This window comes from Variovorax paradoxus (assembly GCF_030811855.1).
In the GTDB taxonomy this organism is placed as follows: Bacteria; Pseudomonadota; Gammaproteobacteria; order Burkholderiales; family Burkholderiaceae_C; genus Variovorax; species Variovorax paradoxus_L.
This window is the reverse complement of record NZ_JAUSRN010000003.1, coordinates 222,544-248,374: the sequence shown is the minus strand read 5'-3', so window position 1 is coordinate 248,374 and position 25,831 is coordinate 222,544. Positions and strand designations below refer to the sequence as shown.

Genomic DNA, 25,831 nt, shown 5'->3' with positions numbered 1-25,831 from the left:
ATGGCGCTGCGACGCATCGCACTGCGCGACTTCGTGATCGTGCGATCACTCGAACTGGATCTGTCCACCGGCTTCACGGTGTTGACCGGCGAAACCGGCGCAGGCAAATCTATCTTGATCGATGCGCTTCAGCTGGCGCTCGGCAACCGTGCCGACGCGGGCGCGGTGCGCGAGGGTGCCGAGCGGCTCGACGTGAGCGCCGAGTTCGACGCCGATCCGGCCTTTGCAGCCTGGCTCGACGAAGGCGGATTCGAATCTGGTGATGCCCTGCTGCTGCGGCGCACCGTCGACCTGCAGGGCCGCAGCCGCGGCTGGATCAACGGCAGCCCGGCCACGGCCACGCAGTTGCGGGAGCTTGGCGACCGCCTGCTCGACATTCACGGGCAGCATGCATGGCAAAGCCTGACGCGCCCCGAGGCCGTGCGCGGCCTGCTCGATGCCTACGCCGGTGTGCGCACCGATGCACTCGATGCGGCTTGGCAAGGCTGGCGCCAGGCCCTCTCCGCGCTGGATCACGCGCGCTCGGCGCAAGATTCGCTGCAACGCGAGCGCGAGCGGCTGCAATGGCAGATTGCCGAGGTGATGAAGCTGGCCCCCGCCGAAGGCGAGTGGGAAGAGCTCTCGACCAACCATGCCCGCGTCTCCAACGCACAGGCGCTGATCGACGCGGCGCAAGGCGCCAGCCAGGCGCTTGAGGACGACGACAACGGTGCCCTCGCAGCGCTCTCGCGCGCGGTCACCCTGCTACAGAACTGCGAACACATCGAGCCCGAATTCCGCGCGCTTGGCGAGGTGCTGGCCTCCAGCGTGGCGCAAGCCTCCGACGCCGCACATTCATTGCACGGATACCTGCGCGACGCCGAAGCCGACCCGCAGCGCCTGGCCGAGCTCGACGAGCGCATGGGTCTGTGGATGTCCCTGGCACGCCGCTACAAACGTACGCCAGGCGACCTGCCCGCGCTGCTGGCAGGCTGGCAGGCCGAGCTGAAGGCTCTCGATGCGCAAAGCGATCTCGAAGGGCTCGAACGCGCCGAACAAAGCGCGCAGCAGGCCTACATGAAAGAAGCCAAGGCGCTCGGCAAATCGCGTAAGCAGGCGGCCCCGCGCCTCGCCCAGGCGGTCACGCAGGCCATGCAGGGCCTGGGCATGCAGGGCGGCCGGTTCGAGGTCGAACTGCAGCCGCTGGCGCAGCCAAGCCGAGCCGGTCTTGAAGAGATCGCTTTTCTGGTGAGCGGCCATCCCGGCAGCACGCCGCGTCCCATCGGCAAAGTGGCTTCGGGCGGCGAGCTCTCCCGCATTGCCCTGGCCATTGCAGTCACCACGAGCCAGCTTGGCGCCGCGCAGACGTTGATCTTCGACGAGGTCGATGCCGGCGTCGGCGGTGCCGTGGCCGAGACCGTGGGACGCCTCATGAAGCAGTTGGGGCGCGACCGCCAGGTTTTGGCGGTGACCCATCTGCCGCAAGTGGCGGCCTGCGCCGATCACCATCTGGTGGTGGCCAAGCGCCAGACGACCGCAGCCGGCCAGGACGGCCCGCGCACCGAAAGCGGCGTCGCACGGCTCGACGACGACAACCGCGCGCGCGAAATTGCCCGCATGCTCGGCGGCGAGAAGGTTTCGCAGACTTCGCTGGCGCATGCCCGCGAAATGCTGGGCCACAAGACTTCGGCAGCGCTGTGATGGACCTCGACCTGGTGCTCATCACCGGCATGTCGGGCTCGGGCAAGTCGGTCGCACTGCATGCGCTGGAAGACGCCGGGTACTACTGCGTCGACAACCTGCCGCCCGAGCTGCTGACGCCGTTCATAGCCCTTCAGCACGAACAGCAGGCCACGCGGGTCGCCATTGCGATGGACGTGCGCAGCGGTGTGTCGCTGCCCATCGTTCCGCAGCAGCTCGATGCCCTACGGCAGGACGGTGTCTCGCTGCGATCGCTTTTTCTCGACGCGACCACAGACGCACTGCTGCGGCGCTATTCGGAAACCCGACGGCGCCATCCGCTGTCGCGCCAGGAGGGCCGCACCGATGCTCCCGAGCAGGAGCGCGCGCTGGTTCAGGCCATCGAACTCGAACGCGAATTGCTGGCCGACTTGCGCGACGGCGCCGACGTGATCGACACCAGCCTCATCCGCCCCGCCCAGCTGCAGAGCTACATCAAGGCGCTGATCTCTGCGCCGCAGAGTCCGTTGACGCTGGTGTTCGAATCGTTCGCCTTCAAGCGCGGCGTGCCGCTGGACGCCGACTTCGTTTTCGACGTGCGCATGCTGCCCAACCCGCATTACGTGGCCACGCTGCGGCCGCTCACGGGCCGAGATGCGCCGGTAGTCGAATGGCTGCGCGAACATGAAGACGTGGCGCGCATGTACGACGACATCGAGCAATTTCTTTCGCGCTGGCTCGATGCGCTGGCCCGGGACCATCGCAGCTACGTAACCGTGGCCATCGGCTGCACGGGCGGCCAGCACCGCTCGGTGTTCCTGGTCGAACAGTTGGCGCGCGCTTTCGGAACTCGTTGGGGCGCCCTCAAGCGGCACCGCGAGCTCGACGCCGTATAGGCTCGCCCCCAGGCTGCGCGCACTTCGTGTCGCTTCTCCCTCCCCCTACCGGGGGCAACACCAGAGGCCCGGCAAAGCCGGTTCCTCGGTGTTCCACGAAGGAGCCAGAGCGCTAACTTGCGCTGCTTTCTAGAAGCAGCTTGCGCATGGGCGCTGGCAGTCCCAGGCGGCTCCACTCTTGTGCATCTACCCAGCGCGCGGCATCGCCCTGCGGCTGCCCGCCGTTGAGAAGCAGCACCGGGTGAAGATGCAGGTCCTTGTGGGTCAGCACGTGCACGAAGGGTGGCAGGTCTTGCGTATGGTCCTGCTCGGCGGGCGGCAGCGCGGCGAGCAAGTCTTCGCGGGAATCGAAGACTGGCAGGCAATAGAGCCCGGCCCAGATGCCTTTTGCGGGGCGCTTCTCCAGCCAGACACGGCCTTGTGCATCGCGCGCCAACAAGGCCCAGAGCGACTGGGCGCTGCGCTTCAGCTTGCGGGTCTTGACCGGGTAGCGCTCGGGCTGCCCTTCCGTCAGTGCGACGCAGCTGGGGTTCACCGGGCAGATCATGCAGCTCGGCTTGCGCGGCAGGCAGACCGTGGCGCCCAGGTCCATCACTCCTTGCGTGTAGCTCGCGATGGCTTCTTTCTGCTCGGCGGGCGGTAGCAGTTCCGTGGCCTGATCCCACAGCGCGCGTTCCTGAGCGGACGAGGACATGTCGCCGCCAAAGCCGAGGATGCGGGTCAGCACGCGCTTGACGTTGCCGTCGAGAATCGCGACCCGCTCACCAAAGCAGAAGGCCGCGATCGCCGCGGCGGTGGAGCGGCCGATGCCGGGCAAAGTCGTGAGCTCGGCGGCCGTGCGCGGGAACTCGCCGCCGAAGCGCGCCACCACCTCCTGTGCACAGCGGTGCATGTTGCGCGCGCGGCTGTAGTAGCCCAGGCCGCTCCAGAGTCCGAACACCTCGTCCTCGGTGCCCGCAGCCAGTGCCGACACGTTCGGAAAGCGTTCGAGAAAGCGTGCGAAGTACCCGAGCACCGTCGAGACCTGGGTCTGCTGGAGCATGACTTCCGAAAGCCACACGCGGTAGGGATCTCGCGTGTTCTGCCACGGCAGTTCGCTGCGGCCATGGCTGCGCTGCCACGCCACGATCTGCTCGGAGAACTCGGTGGATGATTGCAGTTGGCTGGCCGCGGCGGACAACACCGTAGGTTCAGGCCGCACGCAGTTCGCCGATGGCGGCGGCCGCGGCGGCCGGCCTTCCCTGTTGCGTGATCATCGAAGTGAATTCCTGCAGCCGCACATGCAACTCGGCCAGGCTGCTCTCCTGCACGGAAAGTTCGAGCAGGCGTTCGTCGAGGTTGCCGGCCGCATTCTGGATGCGCTCGATCGCCTCGATGCGCTTGGTGAAGTTGCGGCGGCGCTCCTTCAGTTGAGCATCGATCTGCGCACTGGCGCCCTTGCTCCAGCGCTCCACCTCGGTCATTGCCGCTTCGTTGACCAGCCGCAGGCGGCTCGCAAGCGCACGCACGAGCTTGTCGCAGAAGTCCGCTTGCGCCAGCTTCAGCAGATTGCCGACGCCCAGATAGTGAATATGGCTGCGTTCGATCTGGCTCAGCTCCTGTTCGAAGCTGCTCAGGTCCGGCTCGGCGGGTGCTTGCAAGTTAAAGCCCTGCTCTGCGTTCAGCTGGCGGAACGTGGCGTGCAGCATCGACTGGATTTCGGCCGTGGTCGCTTGCACTTCACGCAGGTTGTTGCGCAGCGCGTCGAAAGTCTCGCCGTATACCTTGCGCACGTTGAGCTTGATGCCCGGGCGCTTGAGCGCGCCCGAAAGCCGCACCATGTCAGCCTTGAGGGCGGTGCGGCCGAGCACGGCATACACCTCGCGCAGCAGCTTGCCCTGCACCGAGCGCAGGGCCAGGATGCGCGTGTTGCTGCCCTCGAACTCGGTCTGTTCCTGGTCGATGCGCCCACGCATGTGGCGAATGACCGAGATGTTCTTGCCGCGCAGGCCCTGCAGCTCCAGCGCCTGCTCCGACAGGTCGCGCTGGCGCACCTTGAGAATGCGCTCGGCTTCGGCCCGCAACGCCACCATGCCGGCATCAACGGCAAGCCGCAGCATCGTTTCGCGCTTGCCGAGCACGCCGTCGGCGAGCAGCGTCTCGAGCGCCGGCAGGCGGCTGGCGTCGAGCAGCCGCGCGTCGCGCTGGATCTTGGCTTGCAGGCCCTTCTGCGCCGACACCGGCAGCACCTGCACGAGCGGTACCTCGAGAAACCTGGCCGCCACTTCACGCTGGCGCTCGATCTGCAGGTCGATCTGTGCGGGCGTGCTGAGCGAATCCCACATGGTGTCGATCTTGTTGAGCACCACGAAGCGCGTGTCGCTGCCTTCGCTTTCTGTGACCAGGTGCTCGCGCCAGATGGACAAGTCGGATCGCGTGACGCCGGTCTCGGCGCCCAGGATGAAGACCACCGCATGCGCCTGCGGGATCAGGCTCACCGTGAGTTCGGGTTCGGCGCCAATCGCGTTCAGACCCGGGGTGTCGAGAATCACCAGCCCCTGCTCCAGCAAGGGATGCGGCATGTTCAAAATCGCATGACGCCAGCGCGGAATCTCGACCCGGCCTTCGGCGTCCTGCACCGGGTTGTCGTCCGGCGTCTCTTCGTTCCAGAAGCCCAGCCCGTGCGCTTCGTCCTTGCTGACCCAGCGCACTTCGGCCACCTTGCCCATGGCCTGCGCGAGCTGCTCGGCGTTGTCCATGTCGATCGCGATCTCGGTCCAGCGCGTTGGTTTTTCGCGCCAGTGCGTGAGCGAATGGGGTTCCAGGCGGGTTTCGATCGGCAGCAGGCGCAGCTTGGGCGCCTGCGCGGCGTCATAGCCCAGTTCGGTCGGGCACATCGTCGTGCGCCCTGCGCTGGCCGGCATGATGCGCCGCCCATAGCCCGCAAAGAAGATCGCGTTGATCAGCTCCGACTTGCCGCGCGAGAACTCGGCCACGAAGGCCACCATGACCTTGCTGTTGCGAATCTGCAGCTCCAGGCCGCGCAGGCGCTCGGCCACGGCCTGGTCGAGCAGCTCGTTTTCGGTCAGCCAGCGGGTCAGCCACTGGAGGCGATGCGCAAAATTGCTTCGCCAGGCACCGTGCTGATCGAGTTGTTGATTGAAAGAGCGGCTCAAAGGGAATATGTAAGAAACAGTTTACAAATATAGCATCGCAAGCTGTGGGGCAACCGTTTGCAGGATATTCGAACGCGGGTGCTGAAACACTATTTTTGACAATTCGGGCAATAGTAAGTCGAGCGCTGGCCCTGGCGCAGCTGCCGGATTGGCGTTGCGCAGACCCGACAAGGCTCGCCGGCCCGGCCATAAACCGTCGCTTCGAGCTGAAAGTAGCCGTTCTGCCCGTCGACATTGGAGAAGTCGCGCAGCGTGCTGCCGCCCTTTTCCACTGCCCTGGCCAATATTTCGCGCACTGCCGCATGGAGCTTGGCAGCGCGCGGCCGGCTGATGCGCGCGGCCGACAGCGTCGGGCGAATGCCGGCCTGGAACAGCGCCTCGGACGCATAGATGTTGCCGACGCCCACCACCACGTCGCCGGCGAGCAGCACCTGCTTGACTGCCGTCCGGCGCTTGCGAAGGCCAGCATGAAACGCATCCAGGTCGAACTCTTCGCCCAGTGGCTCCATGCCGAGGCCGCCGAGCAGCTTGATGGCCCACGGCGCCGCCTCGTCCTCCACGTAGACCACGGCACCGAAGCGGCGCGGATCGTTGAGCCGCAGCGTGCCGCGGTCGGTGACCAGGTCGAAGTGGTCGTGAACCCCGGGTGCGGGAAGCGCCCCGTCGAAGCGCAGGCTTCCCGACATGCCCAGGTGCAGCAGCAGCAGGCCGCGGTCCAGGTCGATCAGCAGGTATTTGCCGCGCCGGCGCACCTGCAGCACCCGCCGTCCGGCCAGCGCCTCGGGCGCGACCATGAGTGCCCAACGCAGGGGCTTGCCGATGCGAACCACATCGATGCGTGCACCAGCGATGCGTTCGGCAAAACCGCGCCGCGTCACTTCGACTTCTGGAAGCTCAGGCATGAAATTGAAAACTCCGGGCTGCTACGAAGCCCCACGTAATGCTGGCTCAAAAGCTTGGATTATTATGGTTCGATGATTCCATCGCTCCGCCGACACCGCCTTGCGGCGGCCGCGTCTCTCGTCTTGTTGGCTTGTGCCGTTCAAGCGCAAACCTCCGACCCTGCCTCGCCCAAGAGTCCGGCACCCATCATCGAGCGGCCGACCTCACCCCGGGGGACAAGGCCCGCGCCGACGCCCGCCGCCGCGAAGCCGACCGATGCAAAGCTTGCCAGCGAACCCATCGCGCAGCCCTCGGCCCTGACCGCGGAGCTGTTCTACGAAATCCTGATGGGCGAGATGACCACGCGCGCGGGCGACCCCGGATCGGGCTACGCGCTGGTGCTCGACGCGGCCCGACGGTTGCGCGACGGCAAGCTGTTTCAGCGCGCTGTCGAAATCGCCCTTCAATCGCGCTCCGGCGACGCAGCGCTTGCGGCCGCGCGGGCATGGCAGGAAACGCTGCCCAACTCGCGCGATGCACGCCGCATCGAGCTCCAGATCCTGATTGCACTCAACCGAATCAGTGAAACCGTCGAGCCGCTGCGAGCCGAAATCGCGGCCACGCCGCAGATCGAGCGGCCGATGCTGATGGCGGTGATCGCGCGCAACTATTCGCGCGCCTCCGACAAGAAACTGGCTGCGTCGGTGGTCGAGCAGGCGCTGGTCGACGAACTCAAGAGCCCCACCACCGGCGGACTGGCCTGGGCGACGGTCGGGCGCTTGCGCCTGAATGCCGGCGACACCTCCGGCGCACTGGATGCCGCGTTCAAGGGCCAGCAGCTCGACCCCGCCTCAGACGCCCCGGCCGCGCTGGCGCTCGAGATGATCGACCCGGGCCAGCCGCTCGCGGAACCAATCGTCACGCGCCATCTGGCCAACAACCCCAAGGCCTCGCCGGACCTGCGCATTGCCTATGCGCGCGTGCTGGTCGAGAACCGCCGCTACGCCGATTCCACAGCGCAATTGCAGGCACTCACCACGGCCAGGCCCGAATTGGCCGAACCCTGGCTGCTGCTCGGCAGCCTCCAGGCTCAGGCCCGGCAGGACGCGGCGGCCGAAACGTCGCTCAAGCGCTATGTCGATCTGGCGGCCAACCAGAAAGATGCGGAAGATCGCCAGCGCGGCACCACACAGGCCTACCTCGTTCTGTCGCAGTTGGCCGAACGCCGCAAGGACTTCACGGCCGCGGAGCGCTGGCTTGCACGCGTCGATAGCACCGACGAACTGGTAGTTGCGCAAACGCGCCGCGCGGGCCTGCTGGCGCGGCAGGGCAAGCTGCCCCAAGCACGCGAACTCGTGCGCGGCCTGCCCGAGCGCACAGCGGAGGACAAGAAGCAGAAATTCCTGGCCGAAGTGCAGCTGCTGCGCGATGCCAAGCAATTCCAGGCGGCCTACGACATGCTGGCCCAAGCTTCAGCAGCTGCTCCCAATGACAGCGACCTGGTCTACGACCAGGCCATGGTGGCCGAAAAGCTGAATCGCCTCGATGAAATGGAGCGGTTGCTGCGCCGGCTGATCGAGCTCAAGCCTGAGAACCAGAACGCCTACAACGCGCTCGGCTACTCTTTCGCCGATCGCAAAATCCGGCTCGACGAGGCGCGCACGCTGATCCAGAAAGCGGTGCAGCTGGCGCCCGAAGATCCGTTCATTGCCGACAGCCTGGGTTGGGTGGAATTCCGGTTGGGCAACACGACCGAAGCCATCCGCATCCTCGAAGCCGCCTACAAGACCCGGCCCGATCCGGAAATTGGCGCGCACTTTGGCGAAGTGCTCTGGGCCACCGGCCAAAAGGACCGCGCGGTCGTCATCTGGAAGGAAGCCTTGTTGAGCGACGCTGAAAACGAGACCCTGCAGGAGACGCTCAAGCGCTTGCGGGTCAAGCCGTGACGGCGATGCTTTCTCCCAGGCTCAATGGTGGCCGCCGGAGCATGCTGGCGGCGGGCGTTGCAGCAATGCTGCTCGCGGCCGGCTGCGCGCAGATCCCGAGCGGCACGCGGCCCCAAGGCACGGACGCATGGAGCGGCCGCATGTCGCTGCGTATCGACAGCCAGCCTGTGCAAACCTTCTCTGCCTTGTTCGAATTGCGCGGCTCCCCCGAATCGGGCGAACTCTCGCTCACGAGCCCGATCGGCAGCACGCTGGCCCAATTGCACTGGTCACCGGGCGAAGCCCTGCTCAAGAATGGCAGCGAGACTCGGCGCTACGAATCCGTCGATGCGCTGATCGAAGCTGCCACCGGCGCCGCGATCCCCGTGGGCGCGCTCTTCGGCTGGCTTGCGGGCCGCGACGACCGTGTGCCCGGCTGGCGTCCCGACCTTGGGCAAATCGCGAACGGCCGCCTGCAGGCCACCCGCGAAGCTCCGAGCCCCACGGCGGACCTGCGCATCGTGTTCGAACGGTCATGAAGGCGATCTACGACCTTCCCGCACCGGCCAAGCTCAACCTCTTCTTGCACATCGCCGGCCGGCGCGAAGACGGCTACCACCTGCTGCAATCGGTCTTCATGCTGATCGACTGGTGCGACACGCTCCACGTCGAATTGCGCCACGACGGCCAGCTCAGCCGCGAAGACCTGACGACCGAACTGCCGCCCGACGATCTGGTCCTGCGTGCGGCGCGCGCGCTTCAGGCGCATGCGGCGCCCGGCCAGGGTGCCCACATCGGCATTGCCAAGCAGGTGCCGGCGCAGGCCGGCATGGGCGGCGGTTCTTCCGATGCCGCGACCTGCCTTTTGGCTCTCAACCGGCTGTGGAAGCTGGACTTGCCCCTGAGCCGGCTGGGCGAAATTGGCGTGAAACTGGGCGCCGACGTGCCGTTTTTCCTCGGCGGGCGCAACGCGTGGGTTGAGGGAATCGGCGAAAAAATCACCCCTGTGGACATCCCTTCTGCAAGGTTCGTGGTGGTCAAGCCACCCGAGGGACTCGACACCCGGCTAATTTTTTCTGCGCCGGAGCTTCAACGCGCAACTCCTGTTGCTATAATCTCGGGCTTTGCTGCAGATAGCGAACAGCTTGAAGCCCAAGACCCAGAAAGCAGCGCTTTCAAGGTTTTCGACTTCGGCCACAACGACCTGCAGCCGGTTGCAGAGCGGCTTTGCCCCGCGGTCTCCGACGCCATCGAATGGCTCGGCGCCCAAGGACTGAAAGCCCGGATGACCGGCTCCGGAAGTTCGGTATTCGCGAAAATGCCGCAAGGGCCGCAAAAAGCGGAACTGGCCAAAGCCCCAGCGGGCTGGCAGGTTCGTCAATGCAGCAATTTGGCCGTTCATCCACTTTGGGGATGGGCGACCTGAAGATGATCGGATCGTTAAGGTCCGATGCGACATATAACGGTTGATGGTGAAAACCATCGACCCGTGTAGGGGAGTCGCCAAGTTGGTTAAGGCACTGGATTTTGATTCCAGCATGCAAAGGTTCGAATCCTTTCTCCCCTGCCAAATCTTTTCAGGCTGCGGTCTCACCCGCCGCAGCGCTCTTCAGGCTGCGGTTTAACCGCCGCAGCGCTTCAAACTGCGGCCCACCGGCCGCAGTGCTTCTTTTGCAGCCCACCCGCTGCAATAATTGGCGGCCCCTGGGTCGCCACGACTCAAACTCTTTGGCGGCTTCCTAAAAGCCAATTCGCACTGCCGGGACGCGCTCATGCAGGCTAATCACCCTGATTTCATGGTTTTCACCGGTAACGCCAATCCTGGCCTGGCCGCGGAAATCGCGCACAACCTCGGCACCTCGCTGGGTGCCGCACGCGTGGGTCGCTTCTCCGACGGTGAAGTCACCGTCGAGATCAACCAGAACGTGCGGGCGCGCGACGTGTTCGTGGTGCAGTCGACCTGCGCACCGACCAACGAGAACCTGATGGAACTGCTGATCATGGTCGACGCGCTCAAGCGCGCATCGGCCGAGCGGATCAGCGCGGTGATTCCCTATTACGGCTATGCCCGCCAGGACCGCCGCCCGCGCTCGAGCCGCGTGCCGATCTCGGCCAAGGTGGTGGCCAACCTGCTGGAAACCGTGGGCGTCGAGCGCGTGCTCACCATGGACCTTCACGCCGACCAGATCCAGGGCTTCTTCGACATTCCGGTCGACAACATCTACGCGTCGCCGGTGCTCTTGGGCGACCTGCGCCAGAAGAACTACGAAGACCTGATCGTGGTTTCGCCCGACGTTGGCGGCGTGGTGCGTGCACGCGCGCTGGCCAAGCAACTCAACTGCGACCTCGCCATCATCGACAAGCGCCGCCCGAAGGCCAACGTGAGCGAGGTCATGAACGTGATCGGCGAGATCGACGGCCGCAACTGCGTGATCATGGACGACATGATCGACACCGCCGGCACGCTGGTCAAAGCGGCCGAGGTGCTCAAGGAGCGCGGCGCCAAGAGCGTCTACGCTTATTGCACGCACCCGATCTTCTCTGGCCCGGCCATCGAGCGCATCACCCACTCCGCGCTCGACGAAGTGGTCGTGACCAACACCATTCCCCTTTCCGACGGCGCCTTGGCGTGCGGGAAGGTCCGCCAACTCTCCGTGGCACCGCTGATCGCCGAAACGATCCAGCGCATTGCCAAGGGCGAGTCGGTGATGAGTTTGTTCTCGGACCAGGACAACCTGTTCTGACCGAGCAAAAAGCGGGCGCCACCTTCCTTTTTTACGGAACGGCGCCCTTGTTGAACCGGAGTCGCACTGGTCGCGGTGGACTCTCACAGGAGTTGTTATGAAATTCGTCGCTTTTGAGCGCGCAAAGCAGGGCACGGGTGCGAGCCGCCGTCTCCGCATCTCGGGCAAGACGCCCGGTATCGTCTACGGTGGTGAAGGCCAGCCCCAGCTGATCGAGCTCGATCACAACGCGCTGTGGCACGCCCTCAAGAAGGAAGCCTTCCACTCGTCGATCCTCGAAATGGAACTCGGCGGCGCCACCAGCAAGGTTTTGCTGCGCGACGTGCAGTACCACCCGTTCCGTCAGCTGGTGCAACACATCGACTTCCAACGCGTCGACGCCAAGACCCGCCTGCACATGAAGGTGCCGCTCCACTTCAAGGGTGAAGAAGAGTCCGACGCCGTCAAGCTCGACCACAATCTCGTGAACCACGTGATGACCGAGCTCGAAATCAGCTGCCTGCCGACCGACCTGCCCGAGTTCATCGAGATCGATCTCTCCGGCCTGAAGAAGAACGCCACGCTGCACGTCAACGACATCAAGCTGCCCAAGGGCGTGAAGTTCGTGAGCCACGGCAAGCTGAACCCGGTCGTCGTGTCGGCCGTGCCGCCGCTGGTCGCCGAAGAGCCGGCAGCTGCCGCTGAAGGCGCCGCACCAGCCGAAGGCGCCGCACCGGCTGCCAACGGCAAGCCTGCCGCCAAGACCGCAAAGCCCGCCGCGAAGAAGTAATTTCCTTCGCGTCCCTGCAAAAGGCCCGCCTCGTGCGGGCCTTTTGCTTTGGGGCCGGCGAGATAATTCCCCTCATGATCAAGTTGTTTGTCGGCCTCGGTAACCCGGGTCCTGAATACGAAGCCACCCGGCACAACGCAGGCTTCTGGTGGATCGACGCCCTGGCGCGCGACTGGAAACTCAATCTCGCGCCCGAGCGCAGCTATCACGGCCTCGCGGCACGCGCGAACATCAACGGGCAAAGCGTTTGGCTCCTGGAGCCGCAGACCTTCATGAACCTGTCGGGAAAATCGGTGGGCGCGCTTGCACGGTTCTTCAAGATTGCGCCCGAAGAAATCCTCGTGGTGCACGACGAGCTCGACGTGGTGCCCGGCCAGGCCAAGCTCAAATTCGGCGGGAGCCATGCCGGCCACAACGGCCTGCGCGACATCCACGCACAGCTGGGCACCGGCGACTACTGGCGCCTGCGCTTGGGCATCGGCCATCCTGGCGTGAAGTCGGAGGTCATCAACTGGGTGCTCAAGAAGCCGCTGAAGGAGCAGCGCGAAGCCATCGAAGACGCCATTGCGCGCACCCTGCACGCGGCACCCGCACTGGTGGCGGGCGAGATGGAAAAAGCCACCCTGATCATTCACACGAGCAAACCGCCCCGGCCCAAACCGCCGCGGCGAGAGCCCGGCGATGGAGGCGCGCCCGCCGCCCCCTAGTCAGCCGGCCCCAGTGCGCGGGAGAGCGAGAGAAAAGGGAGAGAAAAAGAAATGAAAAGAAAATCGACCGCCGGAAAAACAGCCAGTGCTATCTTTTTGATAGCCTCTGGTGCTTTCTGCCTGTCCGCCGCTGCGCAAGGAAAGGCCGAAGCCTACCGATGCGGCAACAGCTACACTGACCGTCCCTGCGAGGGCGGAAGACCGGTGAAAGTCGACGACGCGCGCACAGATGCAGACCGCCGTGCCTCGGAGGCCGGAACGCACAGGGCCGAAACGCGCGCCGACCAGCTGGAGCGCATTCGGCTGTCCCAGGAAAAAGAAACCTACGAGCGCAGCCGAAGGTCGGCCCATGAGGCACGGCAAGCCGCCATCATCGAGCGCCGGCTCGCGTCCTCCGAGCAGCTGGCGCGGGCACGGGCGCAAAAACTCGGCGCCGAGCCGCACAAGTCGAGCGCGCGCTTCAGCGGCTCGGCCGATGGAAAACAGGCATCTGCCCCGGTCGAGGGCAGCAAGAAGAAAAAGCGGAAACCCTCGTCCGACTCAAGCGCCAGCTGAGGGCGTCTCGGTCCGCGGCTGCGGCTCTGAAGCAGCGGCAGCCGCGGCGGCCTTGGCCGCGGCGAGCCGCTCGAACTTCTGCCACAGCGTCTCGCGGCTTTCCACGTGCTCCGGATGGATCGGAATGCACGCGACGGGGCACACCTGCACGCACTGCGGCTCGTCGAAGTGGCCGACGCATTCGGTGCACTTGTGCGGGTCGATCTCGTAGAACTCCGCGCCCATGTAGATTGCATCGTTCGGGCACTCGGGCTCGCAGACATCGCAGTTGATGCATTCGTCGGTGATCATGAGGGCCATACCCGATTATCGCGAACAAGGCACGCTTGTTGCAGGAGTCGGGTTATGCTGCGCCCCGCCCTATGAGCCTGTTCATTCTCAAGCGCCTCACCACGCTGATCGCCACGTTGATCGGCGCTTCGGTCATAGTCTTCCTCGTCCTGGAGATCCTGCCCGGCAATGCCGCGCAGATGCTCATGGGGCCCGACGCAGCGCCTGAGGCGGTGGCCGCCCTCGCCACCAAGCTCGGCCTCGACCAGCCCGCCTGCACCCGCTATTGGCACTGGATTGCCGGCCTTTTGACGGGCAACCTGGGCGACAGCTACGCCTACAGCTCGCCGGTGCTCGACCTGATCCTGGAGCGGCTCGCGCTCACCGTACCGCTCGCGCTGCTCGCGATGGCCTTGACCACGGTGCTCGCGCTGTTGGTGGGCGTGACTGCCGCCGCGCGCCACAACAAGCTCGGCGACGTGGGCCTGATGGGCCTCACGCAGGTGGGCATCGCCATTCCCAATTTCTGGTTCGCCATTCTGCTGATCCTGGTGTTCTCGGTTCAGCTGCAGTGGTTCTCGGCCGGCGGCTTCGAGGGCTGGAGCGAAGGCATCTTCGCGGGCATCAAGTCACTGCTGCTGCCGGCCCTGTCGCTGGCGGTGGTGCAGGCCGCGATCCTCGCGCGCATCACGCGCTCGGCGGTGCTCGAAGTGATGCGGGAAGACTTCGTTCGCACCGCGCGCGCCAAGGGCGTTTCGCAGCGTGCGGTGCTTTGGACCCACGTGCTGCGCAACGCGATGATTCCAGTGGTCACGGTCATGGGCATGCAGTTTTCCGAACTGCTGGCCGGCACCATCGTGGTGGAAAACGTGTTCTACCTGCCGGGCCTCGGCCGGCTGATCTTCCAAGCCATCAGCAACCGCGACCTGATCGTGGTGCGCAATTGCGTGATGCTGCTCGCGGCGCTGGTGGTCATCGTGAACTTCGTGGTCGACGTGCTCTACGCCGTGATCGACCCGCGCATCAAGGCAAGCGACATATGACGGCGATGACCGTTTCGAGCGCAGCGGCGCTCAAGGTGCCGGGCTTCTGGCGCCGAGCGCTACGGCACCGCAGCTTCGTGCTCGGCGGCGCGCTGACGCTGCTCCTTCTACTGGCCGCCTTCGTTTCGCTGGTGTGGACACCCTGGTCGCCCTACGAGATGGACATGGCCAGCAAGCTCAAGCCGCCGTCGGGCTCTCATTGGTTGGGCACCGACACCTACGGGCGCGACGTCGCCTCGCTGCTGCTGGTGGGCGCGCGCGCATCCATCCTGGTGGGCGTGATCGCGGTGGGCATCGGCCTTGTCGTCGGCACGGCGCTGGGCCTGCTTGCCGCGGCGCGCCGCGGCTGGGTCGAGGAAGCGATCATGCGGCTCACCGACTTTTCGCTCGCCTTCCCGGCCATTCTGTCGGCCATCATGATGACGGCCGTGTTCGGCGCCGGCATCGTCAACGCGATCATCGCGATCGGCATCTACAACATCCCGACGTTTGCGCGAATCACGCGGGCGTCAGCCAACGCCATCTGGTCGCGCGAATACGTGGCCGCCGCGCGCGCCTGCGGCAAGGGCTCGTTCGCCATCACGATGCAGCACGTGCTGCCCAACATCTCGGCCGTGCTGATCGTGCAGATCACCATCCGCTTCGCGATTGCCATCCTGGCCGAGGCCGCCCTCTCCTACCTCGGACTGGGCACGCAGCCGCCGCAGCCCTCGTGGGGCCGGATGCTCAGCGAGGCGCAGACGATGATGTTCCAGTCGCCGCTGCTCGCGGTGTTTCCCGGCATGGCCATCGCGATGGCGGTGCTGGGCCTCAACCTGCTCGGCGACGGGCTGCGCGACCTGCTCGACCCGCGCCTTGCGCGCGCCCGATAAGCGATATGCCTCTTCTCGAAGTCAAGGACCTGCACGTCGAACTGCAAACGCAGCGCGGCCCCGCCGAGGCCGTGCGCGGCATTGGCTTCACGCTCGAGCGCGGCGAAACGCTGGGCATCGTCGGCGAATCGGGCTGCGGCAAGTCGATCACGGTGCAGTCGCTGATGGGCCTGCTGCCGTCCACCGCCAAGGTCACCGGCAGCATCCGCTTCGACGGCACCGAACTCGTCGGCCGGGACGAAAAAGCCATGTGCCAGATCCGCGGCAACCGCATCGGCATGATCTTCCAGGAGCCGATGACGGCGCTGAATCCGGTGCACACCATCGCGCGCCAGGTCGGCGAGCCGCTGCGGCTGCACCGCGGGCTCACGGGCGCCGAAGCGCGCACGGAAGTGCTGGCGCTGCTCGAGCGCGTGGGCATTCCGGATGCGGCTTCGCGGCTCGATGCCTATCCGCACCAATTCTCGGGCGGCCAGCGCCAGCGCATCGGCATTGCCATGGCCCTGGCCTGCGGCCCCGACCTGCTGATTGCCGACGAACCCACCACCGCGCTCGACGTCACCATCCAGAAGCAGATCCTCGATCTCATCCAGGGTCTCGTTGCCGAGCGCGGCATGGCGCTGATCCTGATCTCGCACGACCTCGGCGTCATTGCCCAGACCGTCTCGAAAATGCTGGTGATGTACGGCGGGAGCGTGGTCGAGAGCGGCCCTACCGAAACCGTGTTTGCCGAGCGCGCACATCCCTACACGCAGGGCCTGTTCGCAGCGCGGCCGGCGCTTGGCGCGCCGCGCGGCATTCGCCTGGCCACCATTCGCGGCAGCGTGCCCGAACTCGTCGACCTGCCGCCGGGCTGCCCTTTTGCCGGGCGCTGCAAGTACACGGTCGATGCCTGCCACGCGACCCGGCCACCGCCCACGATATTGCGGCACGACCACGCCGTGCGCTGCATCCGGCTCGAGGAAATTGCGGCGGAAGGCGCACTCGCACCATGAGCCACCCTACCAGCAACCAGCCCCTGCTCGAGGTGACGGACCTCGTTCGCCACTACGCACTGCCGCGCGAAAAACTCTTCGGCCCGCCGCCGACCGTGAAGGCGCTCAACGGCGTCAGCTTCAAGGTCGCGGCCGGCCGCAGCCTGGGCATCGTCGGCGAATCGGGCTCGGGCAAGTCGACCATCGCTCGCCTGGTGATGGCGCTCGACACCCCGACGTCGGGCAGCGTGCGCATGCTGGGCCGCGACCTGCACCAGCTGCCCCGGAGCGAACTCCGCGTGGCACGGCGCGACTTCCAGATGGTGTTCCAGGACCCCTACGGCTCGCTCGATCCGCGCCAGACCGTGGCGCGCATCGTGGCCGAGCCGCTCGAGGCGCTGGCCGAGACAAGCCGTGCCGTGCAGCGCGAGCGCGCCTCGGAGGCGCTGGCGGCCGTGGGCTTGCGCACCACCGACATGGACAAGTACCCACACGAATTCTCTGGCGGGCAACGCCAGCGCATCGCGATTGCACGCGCGCTCATCACGCGCCCCAAGCTCATCGTGGCCGACGAACCCGTGAGCGCGCTCGACGTGTCGGTGCAGGCCCAGGTGCTTAACCTCATGCAGGACCTGCAGCAGCAGTTCGGCATCAGCTACCTGCTCATCAGCCACGACCTCGCCGTGGTGAACCACCTGTGCGACGAGGTCTGCGTGGTGTGGAAAGGCAAGATCGTCGAGCAGGGCCCGCCTGGCGAGCTGTTCCGCAATGCGCAGCATCCGTACACGCGCACGCTGCTCGACGCGGTGCCGCGCACACCCACCGGCGGCACGCTGCTGGCGGCCTGAGTCTCTTCAGGCAGGCCATGGCCTGATGACATCGAAGCGTCGCGGAGCAGCTCTAGGATGAGTGCGTCATAAGCATCTGGTTGCGCCCCGTCGCCGTGTCGCTGAAGATGCCTGCCCCCTGTTCCGAGGACATCGCTTCATGCTCAAACGACGCACCCTGCTTGCCACCGGCGCCGCGGCCCTGGCCCCCGTCGCGCTGCCGACGATTGCATTGGCGCAGCGAAAAAAGGACGCGCTGGTGCTGGCGCTCACGCTGGAGCCCACGGGCCTCGACCCTACGGTCAAGGCAGGTGCCGAGATTGCGGAGGTGGTGCTCTACAACGTCTTCGAAACACTCACCAAGATCAACTCCGACGGCAGCGTGACGCCGCTGCTGGCCGAGAGCTGGGAAATCTCGCCCGATCTCAGGACCTACACCTTCAAGCTGAAGCGCGGCGTCAAGTTCCAGAACGGCGAACCGTTCAACGCCAACACGGTGAAGTTCTCGTTCGACCGCGCCGCCGCAGCCAACAGCACCAACAAGGACAAGCGCACCTTCACCAACATCGCGGCGCAGGTGGTCGACGAACATACTGTGGTGCTGATCAACAAGGAGATCGAGCCCGAACTGCTCTTCCTCTTGGGCCAGGCCTCCGCCATCATGGTTGAGCCGAAGACTGTGGAGTCGAATGCCACCAAGCCGGTCGGCACCGGCCCCTACAAGCTCGACAACTGGGCCAAGGGCTCGGCCATCGTACTCGCCAAGTGGGAGGGCTGGCGCAACGCCGACACGGTGCAGATCCGCAAGGCGAGCTTCCGCTTCATCTCCGAACCGGCCGCGCAGACGACGGCGCTGCTCTCGGGCGATGTCGACCTGTTTCCGCACGCCTCGGTGTCACGCAGTCTGCCGCAGTTCCAGAACGACAAGCGCTTCCAGGTGGTTTTCAATGCCTCGCGCGGCAAGACCATCCTTGCCATCAACAACAGGCGCAAGCCGCTCGACGATGTTCGCGTGCGTCGCGCGATTGCCGCCGCCATCGACCGCAAGGCGGTGATTGAAGCCGCCGCGGATGGCCGCGGCGTCGCCATCGGCAGCCACTATGTGCCCGGCGCGCCGGGCTATGTCGACACGACAGGCATCAACCCGTTCAACGTCGAGAATGCGAAGCTGCTGCTTGCCGAGGCCGGCGTGAAGACGCCGCTCGAACTCGACTTCGTGCTCCCACCGCCGCCCTATGCGCGGCAGGGCGGCGAGCTCATCGCCGCGCAGCTGGCCAAGGTGGGCATCGTCGCAAAGATCCAGAACGTCGAGTGGGCCCAGTGGATCAGCGGCACCTACGGCAACAAGAACTACGACCTTTCTCTCATCCTGCACGTCGAGCCCTTCGACCTCGTGAACTACACCAAGCCCGAGTACTACTGGGGCTACCAGTCGGCCAGGTTCAACGAGCTGTTCGACAAGGCGCGCAACAGCGCGCGCACCGCTGATCGGCTGCGCTACCTGGGCGATGCGCAGCGCCTCCTGGCCGAGGACGCGGCCAATGTATTCCTGTACCAGCCGCAGTTCATCACGGTGGCGGCGCGCAACCTGCGCGGGCTCTGGAAAGACACGCCAATCTTCGTCAACGACATTGCCGCGCTCTCCTGGAGCTGAGGCGGGCATCCGGGAACGTCCCGAGGAAAAACCGCCTCTGCGGCCCAGCGCCAAGGCGCCTGCTGCGAGAGAATGACTTTGCTGCGCGCGTGGCATCTTTCGTGCTGCGTGTCCTTCCTTCGTGCCGCCGTGCCTCCATTCGGGGCGGCCGCACACTGGAAGCAGTCATTCGCACACTCACCGTTTTTCCGGAGATCACAACGTATGTTGAACCGTCGCACCCTCCTTGCCACCGCCGGCGCCACTGTTGCGCTGGCCTCTCCCGTCGCCGGCATCGCGCAGGGACGGAAGGACGCCATCGTGATTGGCATGGCGCTCGAGCCGCCGGGCCTCGATCCAACCGCCGGTGCCGCGGCCGCGATTGCCGAGGTCGTGCACTACAACATCCTGGAGACGCTCACCAAGATCAACGCCGACGGCAACGTGACGCCGCTCCTGGCCGAAAGCTGGGAAGTCTCGCCCGACCTGAAGACCTACACCTTCAAGCTCAAGCGCGGCGTCAAGTTCCAGAACGGCGAACCGTTCAACGCCAACACGGTGAAGTTCGCCTTCGACCGGGCCGGCAGCGAGAAGAGCACCAACAAGGACAAGCGCACGTTCGCGAACCTGAGCACGCAGGTGGTCGACGACTACACCGTGGTGATCATCAACAAGGAGATCGACCCCGACCTGCCCTTTGTGCTGGGCCAGGCCACCGCCGTCATCGTCGAGCCCAAGAGCGCCGACACCAATGCCACCAAGCCGGTCGGCACCGGCCCCTACAAGCTTGACAGCTGGGCCAAGGGCTCTTCGCTCACGCTCAGCAAGTGGGACGGTTTCCGCAGCCCCGGCACCGCAAAGATCAACAAGGTCACGTTCCGCTTCATTGCCGACGCCGCCGCGCAGGCCGCGTCGCTCTTGGCCGGTGACGTCGATGTATTCACGCGCATCGGCACGCGCGTGGTGCCGCAGTTCAAGAACAACCCGCAGTTCCAGACCATCCTGGCCGGCTCGCGCGCCAAGACCATCCTGTCGATCAACAACAAGAAAAAGCCGCTGGACGACGTGCGCGTGCGCCGCGCCATCCTCGCGGCCATCGACCGCAAGGCGGTGATCGAAGGCGCGGCCGACGGCTTCGGCGTACCGATTGGCAGCCACTACGTGCCGGGCGCTGCGGGCTATGTCGACACCACCGCGATCAATCCGTTCGACATCGAGAAAGCCAAGAAGCTGCTGGCGGAGGCCGGCGTGAAGACGCCTCTCGAACTCACCATGACCCTGCCGCCGCCACCCTATGCGCGCCAGGGCGGCGAGGTGATCGTGGCCCAGCTGGCCAAGATCGGCATCACGGTGAAGGTGCAGAACGTCGAGTGGGCGCAGTGGCTGAGCGGCACCTACGGCAACAAGGACTACGACCTGTCGATCATTTCGCACGTCGAGCCCTTCGACCTAGGCAACTACGCCAAGCCCGACTACTACTGGGGCTACCAGTCGAAGGCCTTCAACACGCTGTTCGACAAGATCAAGGCCACGGGCAACGCCGCCGAGCGCAACAAGCTGCTGGGCGAAGCGCAGAAGCTGCTGGCCACCGATGCGGCCAACGGCTTCCTCTACCAGCCGCAGTTCCCGACCATCGCGAAGAAGAACGTGAAGGGCCTCTGGAAGGAGAACCCGATCTTCGTGAACGACCTGTCGGCCCTGTCGTGGGGATGAGCGCCGACGTGTCTTCTTCTTCGCTCAACGACCTCTCCGCGCAGGAACTCTCGGCCGCCTACCGCGACAAGCGGCTGTCGCCGGTTGAGGTCACGCAGGCCGTCATCGCGCACATCGAGCGCTGGGAACCGCAGCTGCAGGCCACCTGGCTCTTCAGGCCCGAAGCCGCGCTCGAGCAGGCGCGCGCCTCGGAAGCGCGCTGGCAACGCGGCGAAGCGCTCGGGCCGCTCGACGGCGTGCCGGCCACCATCAAGGAAAACATTGCCACCCGCGGCGACCCGATGCCGGCCGGCACGGCCGCTGTCGACCTGAAGCCGGCAGCTGCCGACGCGCCGCCTGCCGCGCGCCTGAAGGAAGCCGGCGCGGTGATCGTGAGCAAGACCACCATGCCTGACTACGGCATGCTGTCTTCGGGGCTCTCGAGCTTTCACAAGCTGGCGCGCAATCCCTGGGATCTCCGCAAGACGCCGGGCGGCTCGAGCGCCGGTGCCGGTGCGGCGGCTGCCGCGGGCTATGGCCCGCTGCACATCGGCACCGACATCGGCGGGTCGCTGAGGTTGCCCGCGAGCTGGTGTGGCATCTTCACGCTCAAGCCGAGCCTGGGCCGCATCCCGATCGATCCACCCTACATGGGCCGCGCCGCGGGGCCGATGACCCGCAGCGTGAGTGACGCCGCGCTGATGATGCAGGTGCTCTCCAAGCCCGACGCGCGCGACAGCATGAGCCTGCCGCCGCAGGAAATCGATTGGGCCGCCTTCGACGTATCGCCGGACCATCTGCGGGGGCTGCGCATCGGCCTGCTGCTGGACGCAGGATGCGGCCTCGCGGTCGAGCCCGAAATCCAGGCGGCGGTTGAGCATGCGGCGCGCCTGTTCGAAAAAGCCGGCGCAATCGTCGAAACCATGCAGCCGTTCATGTCGCAAGCCATGCTGGACGGCATGGACCACCTGTGGCGCATGCGCTCGCTGGTGGACATGAAGGCGCTGCGTGCCGATCAGCGTGCCAAGGTGCTGCCCTACATTCGCGAATGGGCCGAGAGCGCGGCCGAGTTCAGCGGCGAGCACGTGTTCCGCAGCTTCAGCCAGTTCCACGCAACGCGCGTGGCGGCGGTGCAGGCGTGTGCGCGCTTCGACTACGTGATCTCGCCGGTCTCGCCCAACATGCCCGCGGCCGCGGAAGCGCCTTCGCCTACGAATGACCCATTGCGGCCGCTGGAACACATCGGGTTCACGGTCCCGTTCAACATGTCGGAGCAGCCGGCTTCCTCGGTGAACTGCGGGTACTCGGCCAGCGGACTGCCAATCGGGCTGCAGATTGCTGGAAAGCGTTTTGACGACCTTGGCGTGCTGCGCGTGTCGCGTGCGTTCGAACAGATTCGGGAGCCGCAGCGCCCCTGGCCGGTGGTGCCTCGAGGTTGAGATTCATTCCGGGCGCGCTCCCGCTGGCGGGGTACCTTGCTCCGCGAATGTCCCCCGGCCTGCGGCCTCCTCCTTTATTTCGCTGCGCAAGGCACCCCGCCAGCGGGAGCGTGATTCAGAGCAGTCGTTGATCAGCGGTACACCAGCAGCATGCCCCAGTGCACAGGGCGCCGGGTGCTCCCCGCAGCGAAATAAAGGAGGAGCCGAAGGCGGGGGACATTCGCGGAGGGGAGTACCCGGTGGCCTTTGCACACGCCCTGAACAATAGCGCCCTGAACAAGCTCAAGTCGCAGCGTACCGCCCCGGCTTGTGATTGACCCACAAGAAAAGCCCCATCACCACAGCCGCCAGCACCGACCCGCCCACCCGCTGCGGCGGGATCACGAACAGCGCGAGCAGCACCACCGCGCAGTCGATGCCGATCTGGACCTTGCCGGCAGGCCAGCCGCGTTTCTCTTGCAGGTACAGCGTCAGCACCGTCGCGCCGCCCAGGCTCGCGCGATGGCGCGCGAGAAACAGGCAGCCGGTGCCCAGCAACAAGCCGCCGAGCACGGCTGCCAAGGCCGGGTGAAGGGAATCGATCGAGATGTAGCGCGGCGCCAAATCGGTCATTGCCGACAGCAGCGCGATGGCCAAGAAAGTCTTGACCGTGAAGGCACGCCCCATGTGGCGCCATGCGAACCAGTAGAACGGCAGGTTCACCAGGAAGAACAGCTTTCCGAAGCTCACGCCGGTGGCGTAGTGCAAGAGAAATGCGACCCCGGCCGTTCCACCCGTGAGCAAACCTGCCTGGCCGAACAACATCATGGCAATCGCAACGAACAGCGTGCCCGAAAAAATGGCCTGTGCGTCGTCGAAGCCGGAGTGGCGCAGCAGATCCGGTGGGGTTGTAGGTTGTGGCACGTCCATGGCGGGTTTCACGCAAATCCCGCGCCACCCCGTGTGTCACACCAGGTGCGTCGCCAGCATTTCCCGAGCTCGGGTCACAAACTCTGTCTCGCCCCTGCGGGCGGGCAAGAACTGGAACGCGACCCTGGGCAACGCTGGCAACCCGTGCGGCGCCGCCAGCCGAACCACCCCGTCACACAACGCGGACTCGTTCAGGCAGGCGACCCCCAGCCCCGCAGCCAGCGCCGACTGCAAGCCTGCCACGCCCGACGCCACATGCGCCAGCACATATGGCACCCGGCGCCGCCGCAACAGCGCCACGGTGTACTGATGCAGCGAGCAGGTGTCCGGCAATGCCAGCAGACGAACCGGCTCGCCGCGCGCCAACCGCATGCCTGCTGCGCCGAGCCACGTCAGCGATTCGCGCCGGATCACCGGTGCCTTCGCACCCCCCTCCGCCGCTGAGGTCGCACCCGTGATGTTCATTGCCAGCCCTACGTCGAACTCGCCATTCGCATAGGCGAGCCGCAGCGCATCGCTCTTCAGAATGCTCACGTTCAGCCGCACCTTCGGATAGCTCTGGCCTAGGCGCCCAAGCAGCCGCGTGAGATCGCCCGGGCGAAAGTAGTCGGTCACCGCAAGCCGTAGCTCGCCATGCAGGCTCTCACCATGCAGATCGCGAAATGCCTCGTCGCTGAGCGCGAGGATGCGGCGCGCATAGGTCAGGAGCCGTGTGCCCGCCTCGGTTGGCAGCACGCCGGCCTTGCTGCGCGTGAGCAGCGACTGCCCGGCCCGCTCCTCCAGCTTGCGTATCTGCTCGCTGACCGACGACTGCGAGAGGAACACGCGCGGAGCGGCCGCCGTGAGGCTGCCAGCCTCGATCACCGCGGCCAGGGTGCGAAGCTGTTCCAGGTCAAAGTTCTGCATGGCGATCTATCCGCTTAACCGATGACATCCATCATATCTTCCCGCTTTTCCGATGGATAGCCACTCTCCACAATCTCCCCATCGTTCACTCATTCATGGAGTTCCAGATGCCGCATATCGTTGTCCACCTCTCGGGCGAACCCGATGCCCAGCTCACGCGCAAGACCGTCGACGTGGTCGCCGAGTTGACCCAAAGCGTGCTCGGCAAGCAGCTGCCGGTGATCGCTATCACGGTGCAGTACATCGCCGCCGACACCTGGTTCATCGGCGGGCAGTCGCTGTCCTCGCTCGGCAAGTCGGCGTTCCACCTCGACATCAGCATCACCGACGAAACCAACACCAAGGCCGAGAAGGCGCGCTACCTGCGCGAGGTGCATGCCGCTATGGCGCGGCTGCGGCCCAACCTGCACGAGGTGTCGTACATCCACGTGATCGACGCGCGCGGCGCGGCCTACGGCTATGGCGGCAAGACGCAGGAGTACCGCCACCAGCAAGCGGGCGTTTGAAGCTTGCGGCGGGGCGTGGCACCATGGCGCCATGCCCCCCGCAACCCTGCATGCCGACAGCTTCGGCAACCCGCTCACGCTCGACGATGCCGCCAGCCTGCCGCTCGTCGACGACTTCGTCTTGGGCTTCGTTTCGACCGAGGCGCGCGCGGTCAACCTGCTTGCATTGGCCGACCGCGACGCAAGCCCCATCGCCCAAGCCTATTGCGCGACGCTGCACCTTTTTGCGGAATCGCGCGAGGCCGCGGCCAACGCACGGCCCTTCCTCGACAAGGCGCGCGCCGGGATGGCGCGCGCCACGCCGCGCGAGCAGCGCTACATAGCGGCCATCCAGGCTTGGTCCGAGGGCGACATCGCCAAGGCCATTGCGTTGCACGCGGAGCAGGCGCGGGAGCATCCGCGCGACCTCGTCTCGGTGAAGTTGGGGCAGTACCACTGCTTCAATACCGGCGATTGCCCCGGCATGCTGCGCCTGGCGCTCGCTGCGCTGCCGGCTGCCGCCGATGTGCCCTACCTGCACGGCATGGCCGCGTTCGGCTACGAGCAGTGCCACCTGATGCGCGACGCCGAGGCCAGCGCCCGCCACGCCATCGGCATGTGCCGCAAGGAACCCTGGGCGCACCACGCGCTGGCGCATGTGATGCTCACCGAAGGCCGGCTCTCCGAAGGCCTGGCGTTCATGCAGGGCGTCAGCGAGACCTGGACCGGGCTCAATTCGTTCATGGTCACGCACAACTGGTGGCACGTGGCGCTGTTCCTCATCGAGCTTGGGCACGATACCGAGGCCCTTGCGGTGTACGACCGCGAAGTGTGGGGCGTGGTGAAGGACTACTCGCAGGACCAGATCGGCGCCGTCTCGCTGCTCGCGCGCTTCGAACTTGCGGACATCGACGTCGGTGCGCGATGGGACGACGTCAGCGGCTACCTTGTGCAGCGCACGGCCGACCACGTGCTGCCCTTTCTCGACCTGCAGTATCTGTACGGGCTGGCCCGCGCGGGCCGCCCCGAGGCCGATGCGCTGCTGCGCAACATCGAAGCCCATGCGCCACACGCGCCGCTCTCCGCGCGCGCCGCCTGGGAGCACGTGTGCATGCCGGCCGCGCGCGGCCTGGTTGCGCATGCGCGCGGCGATTTCGCTTCCGCCATCGAAGGACTGGGCATGGCCTTGCCGCGGCTGCTCGAGATTGGCGGCAGCCACGCGCAGCGCGACCTGTTCGAGCAGGTGTACCTGGACGCCCTCGTGCGCGCCGGCAGCCAGGCCACGCTCACGGGTGCGCAAGGCATCCTGCAGCAGCAGTTCAACGGCCAGCCCGAGTCGCTGCGCCTGAGGCGACAGGCCAGTGCCGTCTATGCGCGGCTCGGGCTCGAACAACTGGCATCGCGGCTCTGAGTGGGGCAGAAAGAGGCCATGCCTTCCGGTCATGGGGCGTATCGCAAAAGGAATTAACGGTGCGCGGGAGCGACTCCT

Annotated in this window: 24 protein-coding genes and 1 tRNA gene; 19 read left to right on the top strand and 6 right to left on the bottom strand. The window is 65.9% G+C overall.

Annotation, left to right across the window (positions count from 1 at the left end):
- Both recN and rapZ read left to right on the top strand, forming a co-directional pair.
- A complete protein-coding gene (gene recN / locus J2X92_RS09105) occupies window positions 1-1,680 on the top strand; it encodes a DNA repair protein RecN (protein WP_307575080.1) in 1,680 nt (559 codons plus the stop codon).
- Window positions 1,680-2,555 (top strand): RNase adapter RapZ, encoded by an 876-nt coding sequence (gene rapZ / locus J2X92_RS09100; protein ID WP_307575079.1) that lies wholly within the window; start codon window positions 1,680-1,682, stop codon window positions 2,553-2,555. The genes recN and rapZ overlap by 1 nt, the downstream gene beginning before the upstream one ends.
- 112 nt (window positions 2,556-2,667) lie before the next feature.
- Here rapZ and mutY read toward each other — a convergent pair whose 3' ends face one another.
- The 3 genes from mutY to mutM form a co-directional block, all read right to left on the bottom strand.
- On the bottom strand, window positions 2,668-3,735 hold the full coding sequence (gene mutY / locus J2X92_RS09095; RefSeq protein WP_307575292.1) for an A/G-specific adenine glycosylase: 1,068 nt from the start codon (window positions 3,733-3,735) through the stop codon (window positions 2,668-2,670).
- A 10-nt stretch (window positions 3,736-3,745) separates the two neighbouring features.
- A complete protein-coding gene (locus J2X92_RS09090) occupies window positions 3,746-5,710 on the bottom strand; it encodes a dynamin family protein (protein ID WP_307575078.1) in 1,965 nt (654 codons plus the stop codon).
- Window positions 5,711-5,799: 89 nt separating this feature from the next.
- Window positions 5,800-6,612 carry a bifunctional DNA-formamidopyrimidine glycosylase/DNA-(apurinic or apyrimidinic site) lyase gene (gene mutM, locus J2X92_RS09085; RefSeq protein WP_307575077.1) on the bottom strand — a complete coding sequence of 271 codons (813 nt, stop codon included), beginning with the start codon at window positions 6,610-6,612 and terminating at the stop codon, window positions 5,800-5,802.
- Window positions 6,613-6,684: 72 nt separating this feature from the next.
- Here mutM and J2X92_RS09080 point away from each other — a divergent pair, with 72 nt between their 5' ends.
- The 8 genes from J2X92_RS09080 to J2X92_RS09045 all read left to right on the top strand — a co-directional run bounded on the left by J2X92_RS09080 (window position 6,685) and on the right by J2X92_RS09045 (window position 13,292).
- Window positions 6,685-8,538: a tetratricopeptide repeat protein gene (locus J2X92_RS09080; RefSeq protein ID WP_307575076.1), complete on the top strand. Its 1,854-nt coding sequence runs from the start codon at window positions 6,685-6,687 to the stop codon at window positions 8,536-8,538.
- Between the two features lie 5 nt (window positions 8,539-8,543).
- Complete coding sequence (locus J2X92_RS09075; protein WP_307575075.1) at window positions 8,544-9,056, top strand: lipoprotein insertase outer membrane protein LolB; 513 nt, start codon at window positions 8,544-8,546, stop codon at window positions 9,054-9,056.
- Window positions 9,053-9,943, top strand: a complete 891-nt coding sequence (ispE, locus tag J2X92_RS09070; protein WP_307575074.1) for a 4-(cytidine 5'-diphospho)-2-C-methyl-D-erythritol kinase — start codon at window positions 9,053-9,055, stop codon at window positions 9,941-9,943. The genes J2X92_RS09075 and ispE overlap by 4 nt, the downstream gene beginning before the upstream one ends.
- 67 nt (window positions 9,944-10,010) lie before the next feature.
- A tRNA-Gln gene (locus J2X92_RS09065) sits at window positions 10,011-10,087 on the top strand.
- A 202-nt stretch (window positions 10,088-10,289) separates the two neighbouring features.
- Entirely contained in the window at window positions 10,290-11,261 is a 972-nt protein-coding gene (locus tag J2X92_RS09060; protein WP_093016557.1) for a ribose-phosphate pyrophosphokinase, read from the top strand.
- A 97-nt stretch (window positions 11,262-11,358) separates the two neighbouring features.
- Entirely contained in the window at window positions 11,359-12,030 is a 672-nt protein-coding gene (locus tag J2X92_RS09055; RefSeq protein ID WP_307575072.1) for a 50S ribosomal protein L25/general stress protein Ctc, read from the top strand.
- A 74-nt stretch (window positions 12,031-12,104) separates the two neighbouring features.
- Window positions 12,105-12,737 (top strand): aminoacyl-tRNA hydrolase, encoded by a 633-nt coding sequence (gene pth / locus J2X92_RS09050; protein WP_307575071.1) that lies wholly within the window; start codon window positions 12,105-12,107, stop codon window positions 12,735-12,737.
- 51 nt (window positions 12,738-12,788) lie between these two features.
- Window positions 12,789-13,292 carry a hypothetical protein gene (locus tag J2X92_RS09045; RefSeq protein WP_307575070.1) on the top strand — a complete coding sequence of 168 codons (504 nt, stop codon included), beginning with the start codon at window positions 12,789-12,791 and terminating at the stop codon, window positions 13,290-13,292.
- On the opposite strand, the gene J2X92_RS09040 is transcribed toward J2X92_RS09045, so the two are convergent.
- On the bottom strand, window positions 13,278-13,592 hold the full coding sequence (locus tag J2X92_RS09040; protein ID WP_307575068.1) for a YfhL family 4Fe-4S dicluster ferredoxin: 315 nt from the start codon (window positions 13,590-13,592) through the stop codon (window positions 13,278-13,280). The genes J2X92_RS09045 and J2X92_RS09040 overlap by 15 nt on opposite strands.
- 62 nt (window positions 13,593-13,654) lie before the next feature.
- Between J2X92_RS09040 and J2X92_RS09035 the strand changes: the two genes are divergently transcribed.
- The 7 genes from J2X92_RS09035 to J2X92_RS09005 all read left to right on the top strand — a co-directional run bounded on the left by J2X92_RS09035 (window position 13,655) and on the right by J2X92_RS09005 (window position 22,042).
- On the top strand, window positions 13,655-14,605 hold the full coding sequence (locus tag J2X92_RS09035) for an ABC transporter permease (RefSeq protein ID WP_307575066.1): 951 nt from the start codon (window positions 13,655-13,657) through the stop codon (window positions 14,603-14,605).
- On the top strand, window positions 14,602-15,477 hold the full coding sequence (locus J2X92_RS09030) for an ABC transporter permease (RefSeq protein ID WP_307575064.1): 876 nt from the start codon (window positions 14,602-14,604) through the stop codon (window positions 15,475-15,477). Before J2X92_RS09035 ends, J2X92_RS09030 begins: the two co-directional genes overlap by 4 nt.
- A 5-nt stretch (window positions 15,478-15,482) precedes the next feature.
- Window positions 15,483-16,472: an ABC transporter ATP-binding protein gene (locus J2X92_RS09025; protein WP_307575062.1), complete on the top strand. Its 990-nt coding sequence runs from the start codon at window positions 15,483-15,485 to the stop codon at window positions 16,470-16,472.
- Entirely contained in the window at window positions 16,469-17,299 is an 831-nt protein-coding gene (locus tag J2X92_RS09020; protein ID WP_307575060.1) for an ATP-binding cassette domain-containing protein, read from the top strand. Before J2X92_RS09025 ends, J2X92_RS09020 begins: the two co-directional genes overlap by 4 nt.
- A gap of 139 nt (window positions 17,300-17,438) precedes the next feature.
- Window positions 17,439-18,932 carry an ABC transporter substrate-binding protein gene (locus tag J2X92_RS09015; protein ID WP_307575058.1) on the top strand — a complete coding sequence of 498 codons (1,494 nt, stop codon included), beginning with the start codon at window positions 17,439-17,441 and terminating at the stop codon, window positions 18,930-18,932.
- Window positions 18,933-19,136: 204 nt separating this feature from the next.
- Window positions 19,137-20,624: an ABC transporter substrate-binding protein gene (locus J2X92_RS09010; protein WP_307575057.1), complete on the top strand. Its 1,488-nt coding sequence runs from the start codon at window positions 19,137-19,139 to the stop codon at window positions 20,622-20,624.
- Complete coding sequence (locus tag J2X92_RS09005; RefSeq protein ID WP_307575055.1) at window positions 20,621-22,042, top strand: amidase; 1,422 nt, start codon at window positions 20,621-20,623, stop codon at window positions 22,040-22,042. Before J2X92_RS09010 ends, J2X92_RS09005 begins: the two co-directional genes overlap by 4 nt.
- A gap of 282 nt (window positions 22,043-22,324) precedes the next feature.
- On the opposite strand, the gene J2X92_RS09000 is transcribed toward J2X92_RS09005, so the two are convergent.
- The gene (locus tag J2X92_RS09000; RefSeq protein WP_307575053.1) at window positions 22,325-22,951 is read right to left on the bottom strand and encodes a YitT family protein; all 627 of its coding nucleotides are present in this window, start codon (window positions 22,949-22,951) and stop codon (window positions 22,325-22,327) included.
- Between the two features lie 36 nt (window positions 22,952-22,987).
- Entirely contained in the window at window positions 22,988-23,857 is an 870-nt protein-coding gene (locus J2X92_RS08995) for a LysR substrate-binding domain-containing protein (RefSeq protein ID WP_307575051.1), read from the bottom strand.
- A gap of 107 nt (window positions 23,858-23,964) precedes the next feature.
- Here J2X92_RS08995 and J2X92_RS08990 point away from each other — a divergent pair, with 107 nt between their 5' ends.
- Window positions 23,965-24,363 carry a tautomerase family protein gene (locus J2X92_RS08990; RefSeq protein WP_307575049.1) on the top strand — a complete coding sequence of 133 codons (399 nt, stop codon included), beginning with the start codon at window positions 23,965-23,967 and terminating at the stop codon, window positions 24,361-24,363.
- A 31-nt stretch (window positions 24,364-24,394) separates the two neighbouring features.
- Complete coding sequence (locus tag J2X92_RS08985; protein WP_307575047.1) at window positions 24,395-25,753, top strand: tetratricopeptide repeat protein; 1,359 nt, start codon at window positions 24,395-24,397, stop codon at window positions 25,751-25,753.
- Window positions 25,754-25,831 lie beyond the last annotated feature (78 nt).